Genomic DNA, 21,380 nt, shown 5'->3' with positions numbered 1-21,380 from the left:
AGACTTCCTGCACACCTACAACCACCACCGCTGCCACACCGCACTCGGCGGCCACCCACCGATCAGCCGTGTGAACAACGCTTCAGGTCAATACAGCTAGGCCGTGCGGAGCTGCGCACCGGGGACGTCGCGGCGGTCGGCTCGGAGGAGTACGCGGACTGGTCCGAGCGGCTGCTCGCGTGGGAGAACGTGCAGGGCAGGCTCGCCGACTACCTGGTGGAAATCGGGCTGTGCGAGGGGGCGAGACCAGCGGCTTCGAGCCGCGTCCTTCCGCCGGCAGCTGAAGGACGAACTGCGGTCCGCCGCGGCGGCGGATGCCGGGCTCCCGACAACGAGGCCACACACTTCATCCCGCACAAGAACGCCACGTACGTCGCCTTCCGCGAGGTCGGCAGCGGCTTGGTCTTCTGCTCGAACAGCTCTCCGTCCGTGTCGAGCCGGGCGCGGCTGTGCGCCGGCCGCCGGCTCGCATCGCGGCAAGGAAGTGACCGAAATCACGTTACCCTACGTGGCAGTTGGTCTCTGCCTGTAGTTTTGTCGTCTTTGTTAGTGATGCGCGGAGCCCATTGCCGAAGGCATGATCTTCTTGCCGAAACGTTCAGCCTAGGGGGATATAGGTGGAGATTCGTCACCTGGTGACGTTCCAGAAGGTCGCTACGCTGCTGAGCTTCACACGTGCTGCGGAGGAACTCAGTTATGCACAGTCGAGTGTGACGACGCAGATCCGCGCGTTGGAGACCTCGTTAGGGGTGGAGCTCTTCGACCGGCTCGGCGGGAGGATCCGGCTGACACCCGCCGGTGAGAAACTGCTGGAGTACGCCGAACAGATCCTGGCGCTGACCGAGGCGGCACGTGCGGACGTCGCCGGCGGGGACGGTCCGTCGGGGAACCTGGTGGTCGGCACGATGGAGAGCATCACCTCGTACCGCATGCCTCCGCTGCTGGAGTTCTTCCACCACCGCTTTCCGAAGGTGCAGCTGTCGCTCCGGCCGAGTCTGTGCGCCGAGACCTGCCACGCGCTGCGCCAGGGCACCTTCGACATCGGCTTCCTGATGGAGCAGGAGACCCGGCACCAGGGCCTGGAGACCGTGGTACTGGCCGAGGAGCCGCTGGTGCTCGTCGCCGCGCCCGGGCACGCGCTGGCGGGGCGGGAGAACCTGTCGCTCGACGATCTGCGGGCGGCGTCGATTCTGGCGACCGAGGCGGGCTGCGCGTACCGCGATCTGTTCGAGGTGGAGCTGCGGGGCGCGGAGACGATGCCGTTCCTGGAGTTCGGCACCATCGAGGCGATCAAGCGGGGTGTGATGTCCGGGCTGGGGATCTCGTTGCTGCCCGAGGTGACCGTGGCCGCGGAACTGGAGAAGGGCGAGCTGGCAACGCTGTCCTGGGACACCCCGTTCTCCGTGCACACGCAGCTGGCCTGGCGCAGCGGCAGACGGCTGTCGCGGGAGCTGAAGCTGTTCATCGACCAGGCGGTGCGCCTCATGCGGGACGAGACGCCGCTGGCGGAGTCGGGCTGACGCGCGCCCCGTCACCTGGCCTCATACGGTGGCCGGTTCGGGGGCGAAGACGGAGATCCGGTCGGTGACGTCGTCAGGTGTCCGGCGCCTGGGCGGTTGCGCGTCTCCCGGTGTGCCGATGTACAGCCAGCCCAGCAGGCGTTCGTCCGGCCGCAGGCCCAGCAGTCGGCGGGCGCCACGGGACTCGGTGAAGGGGCCGGTGCGCCAGATGCTGCCGAAGCCTCGGCCGTGCAGCAGGAGCATCAGGGATCCGGTCATCGCGCTGGTGGCGGCCAGTTGCTCCCACTCGGGCACCCGGTGACCGACGGCCGGGGTGAACACCAGCGTGGCCAGCAGCGGCGCACGGCGCGTCTTGGCCTCGGTCCGGTCCCGTTCCGCGTCGGGCGCCGAGCCGTCGTCGGCGAAGCAGCGGCCCAGGGCGGTGCGTCCTTCGCCGCGCACCAGGATCCATCGCCACGGCCGGATCCTGCCGTGGTCCGGGGCGGTGGCGGCGGCCCGGAGCAGATAGGCGAACTCTTCGTCGTTCGGAGCCGGTTCGACCAGCCGGTGCCCGCTGCGACGGCTGAGTACGGCGGTCATGACGTCCATGGGGTTCCCCTCGTAGGCGCGTACGAAGTGGGGGCGGGGTGCCGGGACACCCCGCCCCCCAGTCGGCGGATCAGCGGTGGGCAGTGGCGGATCAGTAGTGGACGCGGCGGCTGCCGTCGGTCTGCCGGTAGCGGATGGACCACTGGCTGCGGCGCACGTAGGTCCGCTGGAGCCAGCGGTCTGCACCGTCGTAGCGTGCGGTGAACGGGGTGCGGGCGTGCAGGCCCTTGCGGTTGTTGATCAGGAGGGCCTCGCCGGGCCGGAGGAAGACCTGGTGTGCGGACTCCCGGCAGGCGGCCTGGAGGCGGTCCAGCGCGGCCTCGGCGGCCGTGGTCATGGCGCGTACGCCGTTGGCGGAGGAGGAGATCTCCGGGAACTGTTCGGGTCCGCTGATCATGGCGACCGGGTCGGAGAGAACCTCGCCGCCGCCGGCCACGTCGCGGATGTAGCTGCCGGGGGCGTTGAGCCGGAACAGCGGGCTGCGCAGCAGTTCCAGGGTGCGGGAGTCGAGGGCGCGGACGATGTCCCGGGCGTCCGCGTAGTGGGTCGCGGCGACGCCCTCGTGGTCGGCGCGCAGGCAGCTGAGAACGAGGAAGTCGGGGTTGCTGACGTCGTAGCGGCCGATGGCGTCGTGCACGATGTCGTTGTGGAAGTTGAGGAAGACGGTCGAGCCCTGGTTGGTCTGGGTCATCGCGCCGCCCTCGACCGGGATGACGTCGTGGACGAGCTGCCCCCGCTTCTCCGTGAGGAAGCCGACCGGCTCGCCGAGCAGGCCGGACAGGCCGAGCAGGACGCCCTCGGCAACGAAGGTCTCCTTGCCGGTGGCCGGGCCGCCGTCCGCCGGGGTCGCGGGCAGCCGGGCGTCGACAGGGAGGTTGCGGACGTAGCCGACGCCGGGGGTGTCGTTGTGGCGGCCGAAGTCGAGGATCTGCTGCAGCAGTTCGAGCGGCAGGGTGGCGAAGATCTGGTGGTAGCGCGCCATGGCGCGGTCGGTGTCCAGGGTCGGATCGGGCTCGGCGGCCAGGTCTCGTCCGATGGCGTCCCGGACGGCGTCGGGCAGCTCGATCAGGCCGAGGGTCTGCGGAGCGCGGGTGCCGGTCTCGACGGTGGTCGCGGTCATGGTGGGAATTCCCCTTCTGGCAGTTGGCTTCTGGCAGTTGGCTTCTGGCAGTTGGCTTCTGGCGGTCGGCTGCGCGGGCGGGTGGCCTACAGGGCGCGGAGTCCGGCGGTGCTCTCGGGCAGGCCGTCGTGGAGTTTCTGCGCGAGATGCCGGGCCTCTTCAGGGTCGGCGGCGATGTGGGTGGTGGCCCGGCTGCCGATGATCTCGGTGACCGGGATGCCCACGACCCGGGCCTCGGGCAGGTCGTGCACGCGCTGGAAGCGGTCGATGTCGAGGTAGCCGCCGACGACCACGAGGTGCGGTCCGTCCTCCAGGCGTACGGTGTCGATGCCCTCGGTGTGGAAGACGCTGTGCGCCAGATCGGCCTGGGCCGCGGTGGCGTAGCCGAGGACCTTGGACCTGGTGTTGGCCACGACGCCGGCGGTCGGCCCGCCCTCGTTGCTGATGACCGTGCCGGAGGTGAAAGGGGCCCGGTTGTGGCGGCAGACCAGGGTGATGCCGTGCTGCCGGGCGGTCCGTACCGACCTGCGGTGCAGAACCTTGGCGCCGTACAGGGACATCAGCGCGGCGGTGTCGTAGGTGACCTCGGGCAACAGACGGGCTCCGGCGACCACGTTCGGGTCGGCGCTGTAGATGCCGTCGACGTCGGAGTGGATCTCGACGCGGTCGGCGCCGAGTGCGGCGGCGACCAGGACGGCGGAGAGGTCGGAGCTGTTCTTGCCGAGCCAGGTGGGGCGGCCGTGCCGGTCCGCCGCCTGGCCGCCGGGCACGATGACGACCTGGTGCTCGTCCAGGGCCCGCCGCAGCGGTGCGTCGTCCAGTCGCGCCACCTTGGCCCACATGAACGTGTCGTCGGTGACGAGGCCCTGCTGGTGACCGGCGAGCACGGTGGCGGTGAGGCCGGTGCGGTGCAAGGCGGTGGCCAGGAGGTGGGCGCTGACGGTGTCGGCGAGGGTCAGGAGTCCGGCTCCGGTGGCGTCCTCCGGCTGGGGGTTGACCTCGTGCAGCAGGCCGCGCAGCTTCTCGGTCTCGCCGGGCATGGCGCTGACGACGACGGCCAGCGGCCGCTGCTCCTGCTCGGCCCGCCGGCTCAGGGCGGCGGCGAGGTCGGCGTAGGCCGTGGGGGCGGGGAAGGTGGAGCCTCCGAACTTCAGGACGGCGGGTGCGGTCACAGCGCACCTCGCAGGGTGAGCGCCTCGGCGATCTGCAGGGCGTTGAGGGCGGCGCCGATGCGGACGTTGTCGGCGACGAGCCACAACCAGAAGCCGCGCGGGTTGTGGGCGGAGACACGGACGCGGCCCACGTGGACCCGGTTCGGGTCGCCGGCGGTGCGCGGGGTGGGGAATGCGCCCGGCGTTTCCAGGTCGTGGACGGTCACCTCGTCCTGCTCCGCCAGCAGCCGGACCAGTTCGGCCCGGTCGACCGGGTTGTGGCACTCGATCCAGGCGGCCTCGGAATGGCTGTTGGCCACCGGGACGCGCACGCAGGTCGTGGTGACGTCCAGGTGCGGCAGCCCGAGGATCTTGCGGGATTCCTGGAGCATCTTCTGCTCCTCGAAGGTGAAGCCGTCGTCCAGGAGGCGGTCGATGCTCGGGATGACGTCGAAGGCGAGGGACGGGCTGAAGGTTCCGGTGACGCCGGCGCTGTCGGGGTCGTCGAGGACGGAGCGGGCGCCGGCGCGCAGTTCCTCGATGCCGGAGTAGCCGGCGCCGGACGCCGCCTGGTAGGTGCTGACCACGGCCTGCCGTATGCCCCAGCGCTCCTGGACGGGCGCCAGCAGCCGGACCAGCGGGATGGTGGAGCAGTTCGGGTTGGCGATGATGCCGCTCGCGGGGCGTTCGTCGAGTTCGTGGGCGTTGACCTGGGGGACGACCAGCGGAGTGTCGGGGTCCATCCGGAAGGCGCTGGTGTTGTCGATGACGAGGGCACCCTGGGCGACGGCCTTGGGTACGAACGTCGTGCTCACGCGGGCGCCGGCGGAGAAGAAGGCGACGTCGACGCCGGCGAAGTCGAAGCCGTCCAGGTCCTGTACGCGGTAGGGGTGGCCCTCGACGGCGACCTCCTGGCCGGCCGAGCGGGCGGAGGCGACGAGTTGAAGGTCGCGGTAGCGGAAGCCGCGCTCCTCGATGAGCTTCAGCAGGGTGGTGCCGACGACTCCGGTGGCGCCGACCAGGGCTATGGAGGGTGCGGTGGGATCGGTGACGCGGGGCATGGGAGGGGGTCCTTCCTCTCGGGCGGGGTGTGCTTGCGGGGCGCGGACGGTGGGCGTTCGCGGTGCTCAGGCGGAGGTGCGCTTGCCGGATGCGGCGACCGGCTGTGCGGAGGCGGCCGGGGCAGCCGCGGCGGCGGGACGCAGGCGGGGGCGCCAGCCGAGGTTGATGCCCAGGGAGGCGGCCACGATGAGCGGGATGCCCAGCGCCTGGGTCCAGGTGACGTGGTGTCCGTAGACGGCCCAGTCGCAGACCATGGCGGCGGCCGGGTAGACGAAGGCCAGGACGGCGATCTTCGAGGTGGGCAGCTTCTGGTAGGCGGAGTACATCAGCACGTACATGACGCCGGTGTGGATGAAGCCGAGGCCGGCGAGCCAGGCCCAGCCGCTGCCGAAGTGCGCGCTCTGGCCGAGCTGGGTGAAGGGCAGCAGCAGCGGGATGCCCAGCGTCACCTGGACCAGGGCGACCAGGTGGGGCTTCACCCCGGTCACGCGCTTGGTGATGATCGTGGACAGGCCGTAGAAGAGGGCGGCGAGCAGGGCGTAGCCGAGACCGGTCAGGTAGGCGGTGCCGCCTGAGAGGTCGGACGTCGAGATGCCCGCGACGAGGACGAGCCCGAGGAAGGCGACGAGCAGCCAGCCCGCCTTGTGCGCGGTGATGCGGTCCTTGAACAGCAGGGCCCCGAGCAGCACCACGAAGAACGGCTGTGTGTGGTAGACGACCGTGGCCACCGAGATGGACGTCTTGCCGTAGGCCTCGAACAGGAACGCCCAGTTGAAGACGATGAACACACCGCCGAGCGCGGCCAGGCCCAGCTTCTTCGGGGTGAAGCCGTGGTTCTTGAAGAAGCCGCGAACCAGGCAGTACAGGCCGAGGAAGAGGGTGCCGAACACGCACCGGAAGAAGACCACGTTGAACGGCGAGGCACCGGACTGGACGACGAAGACGCCGATGGTGCCGGACAGCAGCATGGCCGCCGTGAGTTCGACCGCGCCGCGCGTCTCCTGACGCGAAGGCGCTTCTGATGTGCTCATGTCATACTCCTGCTCTGAGGGGAAGGTCCGAGGGGAAGTCGGGGGGAGATCCGAGCTGATGCAACGAAGCTACGAGCTTCGGCGGGGGCCGGTCCACGCGCTGTTGGGGAACGAAATCGATGCCCGCATCAAGGCTGTCGATGAGCCCGCGTGACCAGGCGGAACGTCAGTTCAGGGGCAGCGGGTAGTGAAGCCCGCCGTCGGTCCACAGGGCATTCGCGCCGCGGCCGACGTCCAGGCCGGAGGACGGTCCGAGGTTGCGCTCGTAGACGTCGCCGTAGGTGCCGACGGCATCGAGGATCCGGTGGGCCCACGTCTCGTCCAGGCCGAGCGCAGGTCCGTGCCGGCCGGCGAGGTCCGCGGCAGCCCGTGCCGATCCGCCCTCCCGTACGGCGTCCTCCGCACCGACGAGAAACTGCAGCACCCACCGGCACACCCGGAACCAGGCCGGGTCGTCGTCCCGGACGGCGAGGGCCATGGGCTCACGGGAGATGGCGGTCTCCAGCACGATGTGGTCCGCCGGGCGGGGCAGCGTGGCCCGCGCGCCTGCGAGGGCGATGCGGTCCAGGACGTAGGCCGCGCACGTACCGTCCGCGTAACCGGCCAGCGCCTCGGCGGGGGTGGCGTAGGCGACGGGCTCGACCTCAAGGCCGCGCGCGCCGAACCAGGCCGCCAGGTTGCCCGCGGTCGTGGTGCCCGCCTGGGTGGCGAGCCGTTGGCCGGCGAGCTGTTCCGGGCCGGATATCCGGTCCGCCGTCCGGACGAGGAAGCCTTCCCCGTCGTAGCAGGTGACGCCGGCGAACAGGACGGGCTCACGGGCCTCGCGCCCGAGCGTCCACGACAGGTTGCAGGTGGTGAGATCCGCCGCGCCCGAGGTGAGCCGGGTCAGCCGCTCCCCCGGGTCCGTCGGCAGCCACTCCACGGCACCGGCGTCGCCGAGCGCCGCCGCGGCCACCGCGCGGGCGACGTCCGCGTCGAGCCCGCTCCACGCGCCGTGTCCGTCCGGCAGGGACAGGCCCCGGATTCCCTGGCTGACCACCGCCCGTACGACGCCTCGCGCGCGCACGGCCTCCAGCGTCGTGGCGGTCCTGTGCACCATGGTCGTCACAGCATCCCCCTCACCGCCGCGCCGACCAGCTCCTCGCGGTCGAACCGGCGCTCGTTGTAGCCCAGCATGTCGATCAGCGAACGCGCGGTCACCTCGGCGGTGCCGTGGCCGTCCGAGGCGGCCACGGGCATCGCACCCGGATGGGACCAGCGCAGGGTGCCCCTCGGGTCGATGGCGGCCCGCGAGCGATTGGCGTTGTCCTGGTGCAGGCAGTACGGCACGTCCAGGTGCCCGTGGGCGAAGGCGCCCACCAGCGCCGATCCGACGTCGTCCCCGAAGCGCAGCGTCGACGTGATCAGCCGCAGCGCCTCCTCGTAGATGCCGGTCTGCTGGACCGGTCCCCCGGCCGGCGCCCGGCGCCGCTCGTCGGCCTCCACCGCGGCGGCGAACTCCAGGGCGTCCACGTTCTCCTCGATGGTCGGGATCCGGTACGCCTCCACCGCGGTCTTCACGATCAGCCGCTCGGTGCCGCTGCGCACCGCGAGGCGGACACTGTCCTCCAGCATCCGGTAGGCGCCCACCGGTGTTCTCGGGAAGACGCCCATGTACGTGTAGAGCACCACGTGCCAGTCGACGTCGTCGCCCAGCCACTGCGCGGCCAGCCGGCGCAGCGCGGCCAGTGCCTCCAAGTCCTGCTGCGGGCTGGTCTGTTGCGCATAACTGACCGAGATGCTCCGCATGCCGTGCTCGCGGAAGAACATCCCCTCCAGCACGCTCAGCGCGATCAGCAGGCTCGGCGGGCACAGCTGACCGAGCATGCAGCCGCCGAAGCTCTCCAGGTGCATCGGCTCCGGCCGGTCCGCCAGGATCCGGCAGCACTCGGCCCAGGCCGCGGTGGCCTGCGGCAGCGGTACCCGGCTGTACGGCAGGCAGTACGACACCGGACCGCCCTCGGTGGCGTCCGCGCCGACGCGGGCCAGCGTGCCGAACAGGTCCCGCGGCAGGGCGGAACCGTGCCGGAACTGGACGGGGAAGTCGTCACCGGCCACGCCTGCCAGCAGCCGGCGGGTCTCCTCCTCGCCATGGGCCACGACCGGATATCCGTTGAGGTCGTCCCCCCGTTCCAGCGCCCGTCGGGCGGAGGCGTGGTCGTTGACCCGGGTGTAGCTGTCGACGGTGACCGTCCCGACGGACGCAGCGCGCACGGCCCGTACGGCCTCAAGACCCCGGCGCATGGTCGCCGTGTCGGCGAACCCCATGCGCGGCTGCACCACCAGCCGCCCCTCCTGGCGGCTGCGCCTGACAAAGCGGGAGAAACGGCCGAAGGCCGGGGCGACGGCCGGAACGCCGGCCGGCTGCACGGCCTTCATGCCAAACCCCCCTGTCCCGCCATCGCGAGTTCACGGGCGGGACGTTCTTCCAACGTGCCGAGAAAGGCGTCAAATTCGTCCATCCCGGCCTCCGCCTCGAATGCGGCGTCGAATCCAGCGGCCACGAGTTCGGCGCCGAACCGTGCGTTCTCGGATCCGCGGATACCGAGTTTTCCACCGATGACCACGCGCAGACCGGCCAGTTCGGGATCGCTGCGGATCTGCTCGATGAGCCGGAGCCCGTCGAGGTGTCCATGGCCGTTGACGGTGCTCACGACCAGGACGTCGGGGCGGCGTTCACGGCACTCGGCGAGGATGACATCGTCCGGCACGCACGCACCGAGGTTGGTCACCTCCCCTCCTCGTTCCTCCAGCAACAACTGCAGGAAAACGAGGTTCCACATATGCGCGTCCGACGACACGCTGGTGACGACGAAACGGCTGGAAAGCGCCGGGGATATCTCGTCCATTACTCCCGTCCACAGGTCGGAGAATCTTCAAAGAAGCTGACGCCCAGAAAGCTACGAGGTCAGGCGACGCCAGGTCCACGACCTGCTGAGGAACGAAATCGATGCCCGCATCAAGGCTGTCGATAGGCGGGCGGAAAAGGGAAACGCACACCGGACCCGGGCGGACCGGGCGGACATGGGCGTGCCAGGGGCCGGGCGCGCGCCGGGTGGTGGCGCGGGACCACGGGGAGCAAGGCCCTGCCGGACACGGCCGGCTTGTTCGCCGGGCTTTCCCCCACAGGACGAGAGCCGGGGCCGACCAGTCCGAACTGGCATCATCCACGCGCGCTTCGCGGTCTCACTGGGAGAACGCGTAGGTCCGGACGGGGTCGAGGTGCGGTTCGCAGGGCCCGAGGCGGTCGGCCGCGAGGGTCGTGAGGGGAGCGCCGCAGGGGCAGGCGCGGTTGAGCCCCTCGTCGCCTCTCGGTCCGCGGCACCCGTTGCTGTTCTCCCCATGAGGCAGGGGCTGGATATCGGCGGCGTCGTCGGGACGCACCAGCACTGTGTGTCGCGTACCGGCCGAGATGACGAAGCCTTGTGCGCGGCAGACCACAGGTCCGCGCGACTGAACCGGCTTCGGGTCCTCTTGATCGTCCTGCGCGGCGTAGGGAGGTCCCCAGGGCTCGGGATCGATCACGTGGTGGCCCCGTGGGACGGTGGAAGGCGCCCGGTGTGTCTCCTTGTCCCGGTCTCGCTCGTCGTCGGAGACGTCAGGGACGGCGGCCGGCTCGGCCAGCTCCGGCGTGATCGCCGCGCCGCACTTGGAACAGGGGAAGACGGTCATCCCGTCGCCGTAGTGCTCGGGACTGCTGCCTCGCATCCTCGTTCCGCTGCTCGGCATCCCTCGCCGAGCCGCCTCTGTTCCTTGGCCTCTTGGAGCCGGTCGAGCAGGCTGAGGTGCCGACGTCGGGTGCGCAGCCGCCGAGGGCGGCCTTCCGCAGCTCGACGTGGGCGAGGCAGTAGCGACCGGCGGCGGGCGATGAAGGACGGTGGTGGTTGATGACGTCCTCGGGATGGATCTCCCGTGGTGGGCTCGGGCATGGGACCTGTCCGCATGCCCTGCCCAAGGACACCGCAGACGAGGGTCACAGGTAGTCGAAGAAGGGATGACGATCTTCCCGTGGTGGCCGGCGTCTTGGACGCCCCGGTCGTCTGGTCCAGACGTGCTGCGAGCCGGTCGAACCGGGACCGGGTGGCGGTGTGGTCGTGGCCGCGGGGGAATTCCATGTGGTCTGGATCATCGAGCTTGCGGTCGCTTGACGGCGAACCCGGTCGTTCAGGCTTCCTTGTCAGCGAACCTGGTCGCTCTTCGGCCCGATGCCCTTGATCCCGGCCGGAGTTCCGTCCGGGGCGAACGAGTGGTGGAAGGTGAAGGCGTGCGGCGCGGAGCCGTGGTCGCGGAGGTGTTCCAGCCTGGAAACCCCGTCCTGCCAGGTGGGTATGACGCCGTCGGAGACCCACCAGATGACGTAACTCGGGTGTCCTGTCCTCTCGAACCAGTCGTGACGCCTGTTCAGCGCCTCACGGTGCAGACCGGTGTAGACGGCGTCGAAGGCGGGGCGCAGGTCGGTCCAGAGTGAGAGGGTCGCGTCCAGGGCGGTGGTCTCCACGGTGCGGCCCTTGTCGTACCAGGTCGGTACGGCGAACTCGCCCCATGCACCCCAGTCCAAGTCGAAGTGTGTGCCCCGGCCGCGGTCTGCCGCTTCAGCACGAGCGAGGTACCCGGGGTGCCGGCTGATCTTCCGGTAGATGGCCTCGCCGCTGTTGCGGAGTTCGCGTGTGAGAGGTGCGGGATCGGCGAGAGGCGACTTCAGGACGCCGAATGTGTACAGCGCAAGATGGGGCATGCGTCTCTCCGTGGTCGGGGGTGCCTGGTGTGGACACGCGGGTGGCTCAGCCTGAAGGAACTCCTGTGCGACCGTGGGCGATCGCCGAAGACCAGGTGAAGGTAGCTGCCTCTGCGGGCCCTGTCTAAGTTGCGTTTTTCCCGTTCAAGTGGCCTCTTGCACCGGTCGTTGCGGGGGCTGGGCGGTGACGGGCGGGGCAGGCTGCGGGTGCGTGCGCAGGTGGCGCTGCGCGCCGCGCGTGGACACTCCGACGCATGCATGGCCCGGGCGACGGGGCTGCGTTGGACACCGTGCGCCGTCGGCGTGGCCGGGTCGCCCGGGCGGCCTGGCGGACCTGCCCGGGCGCAAAGACCGTCAACGCTGCGGCCGTCCCGCCTCGTTCACACCGCTGCAGGCCGCCCGGGTGCTGGACCTGTACCGCCCGGGGTGGCGCTGTGGAGGAAGCGGGTCAGAGGCTGCGGGCGGCGATGTCGCCGTTGGAGGTGGTGGCACGGATGTCGAGATCGACGCTGCCGTCGTTCTTCAGGGCGTTGCTGATGCGGCCGTGACCGGTGCCGGCGTCCAGGGCGGCCGAGACGCCGGCGGCCGCGCCGACCGTGATGTCGCCGGACTGAGTGGTGAGCACGACCATGCCGCCCATGGCCTCGGTGATCCGGATGTCGCCCCTCGCGGTGCTGATCTCCGCGGGGCCGCCCAGCCGGCCGATCTCGACGTCGCCGTCGACCGCGATGAGGCGCACGCTCGCGGCCTCGTCGATCTCGATCTGACGGTACGCGCCTTCGAATGCGACGTCGCCGAGGCGGCCGACGGTCCGGAGTTCGGCGCCGGCGGTCGTGGCCTCGATGCGGGAACCGGCGGGCAGTTGGACGGTGACCTCGATGGATCCGGAGGGGCCGAAGAGCTGGTTCTTGGGCTCTGAGGTGCGGATCCGCAGGACGCCGTCGGCGCAGGCGACGGTGGTCTGCTCGGCGGCCTGGACGTCGCGCCTCTTGGAGGGGTCGGCGGGCAGGACCTCGACGGTGGTGTCGGCGCGGTCCGCGGCGATGAACCGGACGCGTCCGGCGGGGATGTCCAGGACGGCGGAGATCGGGGCGGGGGTGTCGAACTTCTGCATCGTGCGCTCCTTCGGCTCGTTGTTTCCGATGACAGAAACGCTACGTTGCATTCACGAATCCGGCAACAGCATTATTGCGTTCAACTCCCAAAGTTGCAGGCAGAAGCCATGAAATCGTTGCAACGGGGCGACAGTTAACGCAACACCCTCCGCCCCCCATTCGTTGCAATGACCTGAAGATGAACACTATGAAGGGGCGTCAGCAGATCACGGCGGGCCACTGCGCGACCGAACCCCCGCCCGATCCGCGTCGTGCACGGTGCGAGCCTCAGCCCCTTCAGCCCCGTCCCCGCCCGGCACGATACGGACGTCGCCGCCCCGGCCCAGGAGCACGCCGACCCGCGTCACAAAGCGATGGGCCGATACGCCAGGGCCTGATCGACGACTTCATCAGCAGAGAGCTCCCGCTCCGGCGGCCAGAAGATCAACTCGCTGACCTGACCGGACGGGCATGCCAGGGCTCTGTCGAGCCTGTCCAGCCAGCCGTCCACCCCGTCGTCCGCGGTGCAGTCCGCTTGCATGATCCGCCGCACGAGCGCGACCGCCTCCGCGCGACTCATCTCCACAGCACTCATCCAGTCCCCCACCGAGTCACCCTAGCGGGACGCGTGATCGCCCGGACAGCTCCTGGCGGAGGCAATCCGTACGGCGGCGAAGCAGTCCTGGCAGCAGTCCTGAGGGCGTGGCTCACCAGTCGGCGTGTGCCGTGATCCATGAGACCAAGGCGTCATCGTCGCCGACGGGCGGCAGGTCGGGTCCGCTGCCGAGCGGGCTGCAGGACAGCCGCAGGTGGGTGAGGTAGCCGTAGGGGCCGTTGTCCTCCGCCGGCCCGAGGATCAGGGCGTGTGTGGCGGTGCGCCAGATGCGGTGGGTCAGCGCCGGACCGGCGGCCACTGCGGCGGACACGAACGTCCGCTCCGGGGGCGTGCCCAGATGCTCGGTCACCGCCCGTGCCGCCTGCGCGAGCACGGCCTCGCAGTCCTGGTCGGTGGACGGTCTGCGGCATGTCCAGCCGGGCAGTTCCCGCCAGCCCTCGACATAGCCGTTGAGCCACTCCTCGTTCCGCATGTCCTCGTCGTGGGGGTCGACGGGATAGATCTCGCCGAAGACGAGGAATGCGCGTGCGTCCGGCTCTCCGAACGGGCTTTCGTACTCGCTGCACAGCACGTGTCCGTGCCCGGTGCGGAAGGAGTCGCAGACCATGTGCTCCCCTTCCCACCCGCGCCGCCGTAGTTCCTCCTCGACGGCGTCGAAGTCCTCGGGCACGGGGGACACGTCCGGCAGCGCGAGGAGTTCCGCGACGGCCTCGGTGGTCAACGGGCGCTGGACGAGGGCATGTATGGGTGTCGGCATGCGGATCATCGTAGAAGTCGGCATGTCGCGGGCGGCGATCAGCCGCAGTCGTTCGCCGCCCGGCACCGCGAGCGCTCGGAGGAGATGCTGCGCGGGTACGGGCCGGGAAGGGCGCCCGCCGAACACGGCCGGTACGCCCTGGTCGGCCGGCCGATGGCCTCGGCAGCGAGAGGCTGGACCGCCTCCAGTCGGCCGGCCGCGATCGGCGGCGTCGGAAACGTGTGTGACAAGGCCGCGATCCTTTGGCACGACCGCTCAGTTGTCCTGCCCTGCCCGGTTCTGGAGGAACGCCACGGCCATCGATCACGAGCTCGCACCGACCTGGTTGCCGTGGTCTGCCGTGGATCCCGACCTCATTGCCTTCGACTGGAATGAAGAGGAGGCATCCCGGATCACCGCCGTGCTCACCTCGACGGTGCCCCGTGCCGATGCCGGGTGGGAAGCCGGACATCGCTTCACCACCGAGGTCACCGCGCTTCTGGCAGCCGGATACGGCCGGTGGACCTGCGGATGGCGTTGGGCGGTCGGCGAGGGTGGTGTTCGGTCGGTCTCCGAGCCGTCCTTTGCCACGCGGTGCCAGGATCGGACCCGTGCGGCGACCGGATCGCTGTCAGCCTCGTGCTGAGTGTTCAGTTGCAGATGCCAGGGACTCCGGACTGGGCCCCAGCGTCAAGGACGGTGGCACAGATGTAGTCGTCCGGGCCGTCGTAAATCCAGCCAGAGCCGCCGCCTTGGCTGCGGAAGATCTCCTTGCCGTTGTCCGTCAGAACGAAGAAGCACCCAGGGGGAGCAACGGTCGGGTTGAGCTCCTGCTCGTCGTGCCAGGCGCCGTTGACAAACTTCAGTTGAATCTCCTGATCGGCGACGCAGTTCGCCGTTCGGATCCAGTGATCACCCTCGTTGGCGGCGAAGGCGGGCGTGGACGTGGACAGGGCGAGCACGGCACCTACGCCGAGAACGGCGATGGCGGATCGCAGGTATGTACGACCGGACAGCATAAGGCGGTTCCCTTTCGGAGTCGGCCCGGCTGGTGGCCGACCGATGGTGCGTGGGGCCATCAGGCGGTGCCCGGGGGCCGGGCGGGGTCACACTGTCAGCATTCGGAAATCGAGCACCATCGGATTTTCGGCCTGTATGGGCCCGGACGGGCGGGGCTCTGGCTCGCACCGGCATTGGGTACGCCCCGAAGAGGTCAACGGCCCGCATCCGTACCTCTTCGCGGCGCCTGAGTCACTGGCAATCCGCGTCGGATCGATGGCGATCGGGGCCTTGGAGGCGCCGCCGAGGCCGATGGTGGCGACGCCGGTGAGGGCCGCGGTGGCGGCTGATGGCGGCCCTGGCTGGGCCGTTGTCGCCGGGAACCCTCCCGGGCGATCCCGTCGATCGGGGATCCGGCTCGCGTCGCGCCGTCGTCGTCGACCACCATGAGCTCGGGCGTGCCCTGCCGGTCGACACGCCAACGCCGGCCCGCTCGACACCTGTCGATCGCTCACTCGGGAAGGCACGCACCGCCTTCCCGCGGAAGACGCGGCGCAGGCCGGACGGGAGGCGCTACGCCCTGGAGGAGTTGGGTGGTTCATGGCTGGCGGTGCCATGGACATCACGGCCCGTCATGTCGTCGAGCATCACTTTCAGCCAGTCGATCTGACCGCCGGAATCCCTTTACGGCGGTACACCCGTTTTCACCCCGGGCACGCGGAGCCCAGGGTGGTGGCCCGAACGTCGGCGTCCTTGGCATATTGAGGTCATGCATGACCGCCAGGCCGTGCTTGGTGCAGCTGCCGGCTCGTCCGCGGTTCCTCCCGACGGCAGACGTCCATGAGACCCGCGGGGAGAAGTGTGCACACTGACGGAGAGAGGCACCGGCTGGTGAACGCCTTGGTCGGAAAGGCGCGGACGAACAGGGAGATGCGCCGGCTGGCGAGCGCGTTGATCGACCCTGTCCGCGTTCCGGTCCCGGCCGACCCCAACGAGCTGCTGGACGCGCTCATCACGTCCGTCAGCCAGTGGCGTGGCCGCCGGGTCCAGGTGCATCAGAAGGCCTTTCCCGCGGTGCTGCGCGCGACGGGCATGTGGATGGAGCGGGCCGACCAGGACGGCACCGTCGCCGACCACATCATCATCGAGGAGCACGCGGCAGCCTGGCACAAGCTCGTCATCTTCGGGCACGAGGTGTGGCACATGCACAAGGACGAGGCGATCGACCCGTCCGCGCTGGCCGCCGCGACCCGCACCGACTTCGTCGAGGCCGCGGAGAAAGAGGCTGAAACGTTCGGTCTGCTGATAGTCCAGCGTCTGCGGCCGTGGCTGCAGGCGGCGCCGGACTCTGTGTACGCGGCCCAGGGCGGCGTCGACAACCTGGCCGGCCGCATCGGCGCCGCGTTGAACTACCGGGGGACCAGGTCATGACCGCCCTGATCAACTTTGTGAGCTGCGGCGTGCTGTGGCTCGGACTCGGCCTCAAACTCCGGGACCTCGTCGGTCACCGGAGTGACCCCTTCCTCCGCACCATCACCGCACTGCTGGCCCTGGCAAGCCTGTGCTTCCTGTTCGGCTCCCCGCCCGCCGTGGGTGCCATCAACCGGATCAGCGGGATCCCGAACCTGGCGGCTCCCCTGACCTACGCGGCCATCACGGCCTACGGGGCGTCCTGCCTGGTACTCGTGGTCTACTGGCGCAACGGCACCGGCGGGCGACGCACCGCCCGTCGCTGGATCACCGGCTACGCCGTCGTCGTCACCGCGATCGGTGTGCTCTTCGCGCTCGGCAGCACCCCCGTGGAGCGGCGGACCGACTTCGACACCTACTACGCGCGCACCCCGTACATCGACGCGATGATCTCGCTGTACCTCGTGGCCCACCTCATCGCCGTCACCATCACCTGCCTGTGGTCCCTGCGTTGGGCCATGGGCCGCACGGTCCGTGGATGGGTGCGTGCCAGCCTGTTGACGCTCGCCATCGGCACACTGATCGGCGCCGGCTTCAGCATCGCCAAGCTCACCGCCGTCATCGCCCTGTGGAGCGGCCACGACCTGGACTTCCTCTCGACGCGGCTCTCCCCCGGCTTCGCCGGACTCGGCGCCTTCCTGACCGTCGTGGGCGTCCTCCTGCCGTTCCTCGGGCACCACGTGACGCGCTGGTGGCACGAGCTGCGCCTGTACCGCCAGCTCGCCCCGCTGGACCGGCTGTTGAAGGACTTCCTCAAGCGCCGGGCGCTGCGACTGCACCGGCCGCTGACACCGTCGGTGTGGGTGACCTGGCGCCAGACGAGCATCACCAACGGGCTGGCCGCCCTTCAGGACTGTTTCGACCGGGACGTGTACGAGCAGACACTTGAGCGCGAGCTGGACGCTTCGGGCGATCGTACGGCCGCGGAGGCCGTCGCCCTGGCCACGACCATCGCGGCGGCGGCCCGCGGCGAGAGCGCCGGACAGCCGGCCCTGGGCTGGAGCGGGCAGCCCGGTGTCCTGGAACCGCACCACATGGAGCTGCACACCCTGGTCCGGATCGCTGCCGCGCTGCCCGGGTCCGAGCGGGTGATGCCGCTCCGGGCGCACGGCGACCCGGTCGCGAAGAGCCGTGCCTGATTCCTCCTTCGGCAGTACGTCCCCTCTCCCCCCACGCGCGGGCCTGATTGGAGTCTTCAGGCATGAGCATCGTTGTGTACGTCGCGGCAGCCGGCCTTGCCGTCGCGGCTCTGCTGCTGCTTCCCGGGCCCCGGGTGTCCCGGCGTAACCCGCTCACGGTGTCGACCTGCATCTCCGCCGCTCTCGGAGCCGTCTGCTTCACGTGCTCGGCTCCCGCGACGCTGGCCAGGGTCAACGAGATGACGGGTGTCCCGAACTTCGGTGCCCCGCTGACGTATTCGTTCATCTCCGCGTACAGCGCCTCGGTGCTCATTCTGCTGATCCACTGGCGCGGCGGCCCGCAGGAGCAGATCCGGGTGATGGTGACCCGGATCGTCATCACCTACAGCGTCCTGGTCGTCGCCGTCATCACCCTGTACCAGCTGGGCAGTGCACCGGTCGAGCGGCTGCAGGACCTCGACACCTACTACGCCCGCACCCCGTACATCAGGGAGATGATCGTTCTCTACCTGGTCGGGCACGCGGTGTGCGCGGTGAGCATGATCGTGCTGAGTCTGCGCTGGTCCCGCACCGTCACCGGGCTGCTCCGGACCGGGCTACGGCTCATCATGGTCGGCCTGACACTGGACGCCGTCGGCTTCGTCCTCGCGAAACTCGTCGCTGTCGCGGCCCGCTGGAGCGGGCACGATCTCGACTGGCTCTCCACCACCGTGGCCCCGCCGGCCGTTTCCCTCGGCGCCCTGATCACCAGTGCCGGATTCGTCATTCCGCGGCTCCTTCCGACGACGCGTGACCAGTGGCGGAGCATGAGGGACTACCGCGCGCTGGTGCCCCTGTGGGAGCAGGTGAAGGGCGTGTCCACCGCGCCCAAGCCCGCACCGTCGCGGTGGCGGCTGCCCAAGGACCGGCTGCAGGTGCTCGAACTCGCCATCCACGACGCCCTGCTGCACCTGGTCCCCGCCTTCAACCAGGACCTGGGCAGGACGGTGTACGTCCGCGCCCTCGACCACGGCAGCTCCCACACCGAGGCCCTCGCCGTCTCCGAAGCCGCCATGGTGGTGGATGCCGCCGCCGAGGCAGATGCCGCCGACTCCTCTGTGCCCGTGCAGGACATGGCAGTTGAGGCGGACCGCTACCGTCTCCTCGCCACCACCGCCTCCGGCACGAGGGAACTCGTACAGCTCGCCGAGGCGCTGGGGCGACTGCCCGCCGTCCACGAGCCCAGGTCCCGCACGAGGGTGCGGTGATGACGTCCACCCCTGACACAAGGAGTCCCATGTCCCGTACTGCTGTGGTCATCGGCGCGGGAGCCGCCGGCATTCTGGCCGCGGCCGCTCTCTCACGCGTGGTCGACCAGGTCGTCGTGCTGGAGCGCGACGCCCTCCCGGACGGGCCCGAGAACCGCAGGGGAGTGCCCCAGGGCAGGCACGCGCACCTCATGATGGCCGGCGGCCTGGACGCCATGGACACGCTGATCCCGGGCACGGACATGCGCAAGCACCTCATCGCCTCGGGCGCCCACGAGATATCCCTGAGCCGTGACATGGTCGTCTTCACGTCAGGGGGATGGTTCCACCGGTGGCGTCACGCGGATCCCCTCATCGTCACGTGCAGCCGGGCCCTGCTGGACTGGGCGATACGCACGGCGGTGCTGAAGTCCCTCGGCAACATCGAGATCCGGCAGGCCAAGGCCGTCGGCCTGCTCGGTCATTCCGGGCGCGTCCGCGGCGTGCGCATCGCCACCGTCGGCCCGGACACCCCGTTCGACGCCGGCTTCACCGCCGCGTACGGGCTCCGGCTCTCCACCGACCGTGGCGAGGCCGATCTGTACGCCGACTTCGTGGTGGACGCCAGTGGCCGCGGGTCCCGCATCGCCACCTGGCTCGGCGGCCTCGGGATCACGGACATCCCGGAGCGGACCCTGGACTCCGGGCTCGTCAACTCCACCCGTCTGTACCGCATCCCCGAGGGTGCCGAGCGCTGGCCGCTGACCATGATCCAGCCGAACCCCTTCACCGGAGGCCCGGCCCGCAGCGGCATGATCGTGCCGATCGAGGGCCGCCGGTGGATGGTCAGCCTCGGCGGGTCGCGGGGCGGCGAGCCGCCGAAGGACCCGGACGCGTTCCTCCGGTACGCGCTCGACCTGCCGCACCCGATCGTGGGCCGGCTCATCGCCGGCGCCGAGCCGCTCACGGACGTCTTCACGAGCCACAGCACGAGCAACGCCCGGCGCTACCTGGAAAAGGCGGCCGTCTGGCCGGAGAACCTGGTGGTACTCGGCGACGCGCTCGCCACGTTCAATCCGCTCTACGGCCAGGGCATGAGCGTCGCCGCCCTCGGCGCCCAGGCGTTGGCGAAGACCGTACGCCAACGCTGGGGTTCGCGGGGCCTGGCCCGCCGCGTACAGCGTGAGGTCGCCACGTCGGTGGACGCCGCCTGGACGCTCGCCGTCAGCTCCGACGTCCTGTACCCCCATGTGACCGGAGGCGCGCCCACCGCCGCGGACCGTCTGGCCGCGCAGTACACGCGTCGGCTGACCCGGTCGGCGACGGGCTCGTACGCGGCCGCGTCAGCGCTGTTCGACGTGACCAGCATGCGGAGCGGCGCGCTGCGGCTGATGCGGCCCGGCCCGCTGCTCGCCGCACTGACCGGCCCTGCATTGCCCTCATTGTCCGGTCCCCCGCTCACGCCGGCCGAGCACGAGACCCTGAGCGCCCTCATCCGCACAGGGCAGACGGGTCAGGGCCCCCGGCCCTCGGCGTGACCCCCGCCCTGCCGACGCCCTCCGCGGAGCCGCTCCGGCAGAGCGAACGTCCTGCTCAGATGGGTCTTCCGGTCCGGTACGGCGGAGCCGACGGTGCAGCGTCGGTCCCTGATCCGGTCGCATGCGGGTGTCCGGGGACAGCCGCAACCCATCGAGGCGGCGGTCAGCCGAGCATGTGGCGTCGGCCGGGTCGCTTGACCGCCTGTCCGACGATCAAGGTCTCCGCGCTCTCGATCTGGAGTCGGCCGAGGGCATCGGTGACGGACTCGTACAGTTCCGCCAAGTCCTTCGTCCAGAAGGCTACTTGAAGGTTGGCGGCGCCGGTCGTGGCGAAGGCTCCGTGCACCGCCGGGTGCGCCGCGAGCGCCCGGCCGACCGCGTCGAGCCGTCCGGGGGCGACCCGCATCTCCACATTGGCGTCGGTGCCGAGCCCGAGCAGCCGGGGGTCGACGACGACCTGGGTGCGCAGGACGCCCTCGGCGGTGAGGCGGGCGATGCGCCTGCGTACCGTGGACTCGGGCAGCCCGACTCGGGCCGCCACGCTCGCCGCCGGGACGCGGGCATCGGCGGACAGCTCCGTCAACAGGAGCCGGTCCACTTCGTCGGCCGGCGCGGCGAAACCTCCTGACGACAACGAACTCTCCTTGCCCGACGCAGAGTTCGGCCGCCTCCGCTCGTCGTCCGTCAGGACCGTGTGGCGCCGTTCATGGGCCTGACGGAAGACGTGCAGCACCGTTGACGCCGTGACAGGTGACGGCCTGCGTGGCGGGCAGGCTGCGGAAGACCAGGGGGCTGCGCGTGCCGGGCTCGGCCCAGGCGACCGCGGTGAGCTCGTCGCCGGAGGCGGACAGGTCGAGGAAGGGGATGTCGTCGCGGGCGGCGAGGGCGGCCGCGATGGTGTCGAGTTCGCCGCGCAACACCTAGACGCGCAGCAGCAGCGCGCCCACCCCGGCAGGGCGTTCCGGTACGGTGACGACTCGTGCCGTGCCGTCCGCCATGAGCGCACGCCAGCGCCGCTGCACGGTGCGGGCATTGAGCCCGAGGACCGCGGCGGCTCGCTCGGCGGTCAGCCGGCCGTCGCACTGCGGGGCCGCGATCAGCCGCTGATCCAGTACATCGAGTACCTGAACGCTCGATTGGACCGCCATGTTTTCCAGTATCGCCCGTCCGGGACGACCTCGGTGTCCGCCGAGTTCTCTGCCGTCCAAGGATACTCCGGCCTTCCGGCAGCGGTCCGGCTCGTCCGTCCACTCCCGGGGCAGATACAACTGCCAGTCCAGCGGACACGACGCCGCGTCGGTGGCGGCATGGACGCT

The 21,380-nt window shown here is 70.2% G+C and carries 23 protein-coding genes and 2 pseudogenes; 7 read left to right on the top strand and 18 right to left on the bottom strand.

Annotated elements, in window-relative coordinates; genetic code table 11:
• Positions 1 to 100 (top strand): annotated as a pseudogene (locus tag ACZ4MF_RS46045) (IS481 family transposase); the annotation flags it as partial.
• A gap of 517 nt (positions 101 to 617) precedes the next feature.
• Entirely contained in the window at positions 618 to 1,520 is a 903-nt protein-coding gene (locus tag ACZ4MF_RS46040; protein ID WP_467500034.1) for a LysR family transcriptional regulator, read from the top strand.
• Positions 1,521 to 1,541: 21 nt separating this feature from the next.
• On the opposite strand, the gene ACZ4MF_RS46035 is transcribed toward ACZ4MF_RS46040, so the two are convergent.
• The 13 genes from ACZ4MF_RS46035 to ACZ4MF_RS45975 form a co-directional block, all read right to left on the bottom strand.
• Positions 1,542 to 2,108, bottom strand: a complete 567-nt coding sequence (locus ACZ4MF_RS46035) for a nitroreductase family protein (RefSeq protein ID WP_467500032.1) — start codon at positions 2,106 to 2,108, stop codon at positions 1,542 to 1,544.
• A 91-nt stretch (positions 2,109 to 2,199) separates the two neighbouring features.
• Positions 2,200 to 3,228: a TauD/TfdA family dioxygenase gene (locus tag ACZ4MF_RS46030; RefSeq protein WP_467500030.1), complete on the bottom strand. Its 1,029-nt coding sequence runs from the start codon at positions 3,226 to 3,228 to the stop codon at positions 2,200 to 2,202.
• A gap of 86 nt (positions 3,229 to 3,314) precedes the next feature.
• On the bottom strand, positions 3,315 to 4,400 hold the full coding sequence (locus ACZ4MF_RS46025) for an amino acid kinase family protein (RefSeq protein WP_467500028.1): 1,086 nt from the start codon (positions 4,398 to 4,400) through the stop codon (positions 3,315 to 3,317).
• The gene (locus ACZ4MF_RS46020) at positions 4,397 to 5,440 is read right to left on the bottom strand and encodes an aspartate-semialdehyde dehydrogenase (protein WP_467500026.1); all 1,044 of its coding nucleotides are present in this window, start codon (positions 5,438 to 5,440) and stop codon (positions 4,397 to 4,399) included. Before ACZ4MF_RS46020 ends, ACZ4MF_RS46025 begins: the two co-directional genes overlap by 4 nt.
• 66 nt (positions 5,441 to 5,506) lie before the next feature.
• Entirely contained in the window at positions 5,507 to 6,472 is a 966-nt protein-coding gene (locus ACZ4MF_RS46015) for a DMT family transporter (RefSeq protein WP_467500024.1), read from the bottom strand.
• Between the two features lie 166 nt (positions 6,473 to 6,638).
• Positions 6,639 to 7,571 (bottom strand): transporter substrate-binding domain-containing protein, encoded by a 933-nt coding sequence (locus tag ACZ4MF_RS46010; protein ID WP_467500022.1) that lies wholly within the window; start codon positions 7,569 to 7,571, stop codon positions 6,639 to 6,641.
• Between the two features lie 5 nt (positions 7,572 to 7,576).
• Positions 7,577 to 8,890 (bottom strand): methylaspartate mutase, encoded by a 1,314-nt coding sequence (locus tag ACZ4MF_RS46005; RefSeq protein ID WP_467500020.1) that lies wholly within the window; start codon positions 8,888 to 8,890, stop codon positions 7,577 to 7,579.
• Positions 8,887 to 9,360 carry a cobalamin B12-binding domain-containing protein gene (locus tag ACZ4MF_RS46000; protein ID WP_467500018.1) on the bottom strand — a complete coding sequence of 158 codons (474 nt, stop codon included), beginning with the start codon at positions 9,358 to 9,360 and terminating at the stop codon, positions 8,887 to 8,889. The genes ACZ4MF_RS46005 and ACZ4MF_RS46000 overlap by 4 nt, the downstream gene beginning before the upstream one ends.
• Positions 9,361 to 9,697: 337 nt before the next feature.
• Positions 9,698 to 10,219 (bottom strand): hypothetical protein, encoded by a 522-nt coding sequence (locus tag ACZ4MF_RS45995; RefSeq protein ID WP_467500016.1) that lies wholly within the window; start codon positions 10,217 to 10,219, stop codon positions 9,698 to 9,700.
• Positions 10,220 to 10,688: 469 nt separating this feature from the next.
• Positions 10,689 to 11,246 carry a DUF3291 domain-containing protein gene (locus ACZ4MF_RS45990; protein WP_467500014.1) on the bottom strand — a complete coding sequence of 186 codons (558 nt, stop codon included), beginning with the start codon at positions 11,244 to 11,246 and terminating at the stop codon, positions 10,689 to 10,691.
• Between the two features lie 448 nt (positions 11,247 to 11,694).
• A complete protein-coding gene (locus tag ACZ4MF_RS45985; protein WP_467500012.1) occupies positions 11,695 to 12,360 on the bottom strand; it encodes a DUF4097 family beta strand repeat-containing protein in 666 nt (221 codons plus the stop codon).
• A 344-nt stretch (positions 12,361 to 12,704) separates the two neighbouring features.
• On the bottom strand, positions 12,705 to 12,935 hold the full coding sequence (locus tag ACZ4MF_RS45980; RefSeq protein ID WP_467500010.1) for an e9imm peptide: 231 nt from the start codon (positions 12,933 to 12,935) through the stop codon (positions 12,705 to 12,707).
• Between the two features lie 112 nt (positions 12,936 to 13,047).
• The gene (locus tag ACZ4MF_RS45975; RefSeq protein ID WP_467500008.1) at positions 13,048 to 13,713 is read right to left on the bottom strand and encodes a hypothetical protein; all 666 of its coding nucleotides are present in this window, start codon (positions 13,711 to 13,713) and stop codon (positions 13,048 to 13,050) included.
• 340 nt (positions 13,714 to 14,053) lie between these two features.
• Here ACZ4MF_RS45975 and ACZ4MF_RS45970 point away from each other — a divergent pair, with 340 nt between their 5' ends.
• Positions 14,054 to 14,338, top strand: a complete 285-nt coding sequence (locus tag ACZ4MF_RS45970; RefSeq protein WP_467500006.1) for a hypothetical protein — start codon at positions 14,054 to 14,056, stop codon at positions 14,336 to 14,338.
• 4 nt (positions 14,339 to 14,342) lie between these two features.
• On the opposite strand, the gene ACZ4MF_RS45965 is transcribed toward ACZ4MF_RS45970, so the two are convergent.
• Positions 14,343 to 14,711, bottom strand: coding sequence for a hypothetical protein (locus ACZ4MF_RS45965; RefSeq protein WP_467500004.1), 369 nt, complete (start codon positions 14,709 to 14,711; stop codon positions 14,343 to 14,345).
• 910 nt (positions 14,712 to 15,621) lie between these two features.
• Here ACZ4MF_RS45965 and ACZ4MF_RS45960 point away from each other — a divergent pair.
• From ACZ4MF_RS45960 to ACZ4MF_RS45945, 4 genes are all read left to right on the top strand, one after another.
• Complete coding sequence (locus ACZ4MF_RS45960; protein WP_467500038.1) at positions 15,622 to 16,122, top strand: toxin; 501 nt, start codon at positions 15,622 to 15,624, stop codon at positions 16,120 to 16,122.
• Positions 16,119 to 17,300, top strand: a complete 1,182-nt coding sequence (locus ACZ4MF_RS45955) for an MAB_1171c family putative transporter (protein ID WP_467500002.1) — start codon at positions 16,119 to 16,121, stop codon at positions 17,298 to 17,300. Before ACZ4MF_RS45960 ends, ACZ4MF_RS45955 begins: the two co-directional genes overlap by 4 nt.
• 62 nt (positions 17,301 to 17,362) lie before the next feature.
• The gene (locus ACZ4MF_RS45950; protein WP_467500000.1) at positions 17,363 to 18,547 is read left to right on the top strand and encodes an MAB_1171c family putative transporter; all 1,185 of its coding nucleotides are present in this window, start codon (positions 17,363 to 17,365) and stop codon (positions 18,545 to 18,547) included.
• Positions 18,548 to 18,576: 29 nt separating this feature from the next.
• Positions 18,577 to 20,064, top strand: a complete 1,488-nt coding sequence (locus ACZ4MF_RS45945) for an NAD(P)/FAD-dependent oxidoreductase (RefSeq protein WP_467499999.1) — start codon at positions 18,577 to 18,579, stop codon at positions 20,062 to 20,064.
• Positions 20,065 to 20,227: 163 nt separating this feature from the next.
• Here ACZ4MF_RS45945 and ACZ4MF_RS45940 read toward each other — a convergent pair whose 3' ends face one another.
• The 4 genes and pseudogenes from ACZ4MF_RS45940 to ACZ4MF_RS45925 form a co-directional block, all read right to left on the bottom strand.
• Positions 20,228 to 20,698: an Lrp/AsnC family transcriptional regulator gene (locus ACZ4MF_RS45940; RefSeq protein ID WP_467499997.1), complete on the bottom strand. Its 471-nt coding sequence runs from the start codon at positions 20,696 to 20,698 to the stop codon at positions 20,228 to 20,230.
• Between the two features lie 70 nt (positions 20,699 to 20,768).
• Positions 20,769 to 20,981, bottom strand: a complete 213-nt coding sequence (locus ACZ4MF_RS45935; RefSeq protein ID WP_467499996.1) for a hypothetical protein — start codon at positions 20,979 to 20,981, stop codon at positions 20,769 to 20,771.
• 3 nt (positions 20,982 to 20,984) lie between these two features.
• Complete coding sequence (locus ACZ4MF_RS45930) at positions 20,985 to 21,212, bottom strand: AsnC family transcriptional regulator (RefSeq protein ID WP_467500036.1); 228 nt, start codon at positions 21,210 to 21,212, stop codon at positions 20,985 to 20,987.
• A 63-nt stretch (positions 21,213 to 21,275) separates the two neighbouring features.
• A pseudogene (locus ACZ4MF_RS45925) lies at positions 21,276 to 21,380 on the bottom strand (transposase); the annotation flags it as partial.

The sequence above is a fragment of the Streptomyces sp. NPDC025793 genome (genome assembly GCF_055558375.1).
The sequence above is the reverse complement of the archived record's forward strand: the minus strand, read 5'-3'. Positions and strand labels throughout refer to the sequence as shown.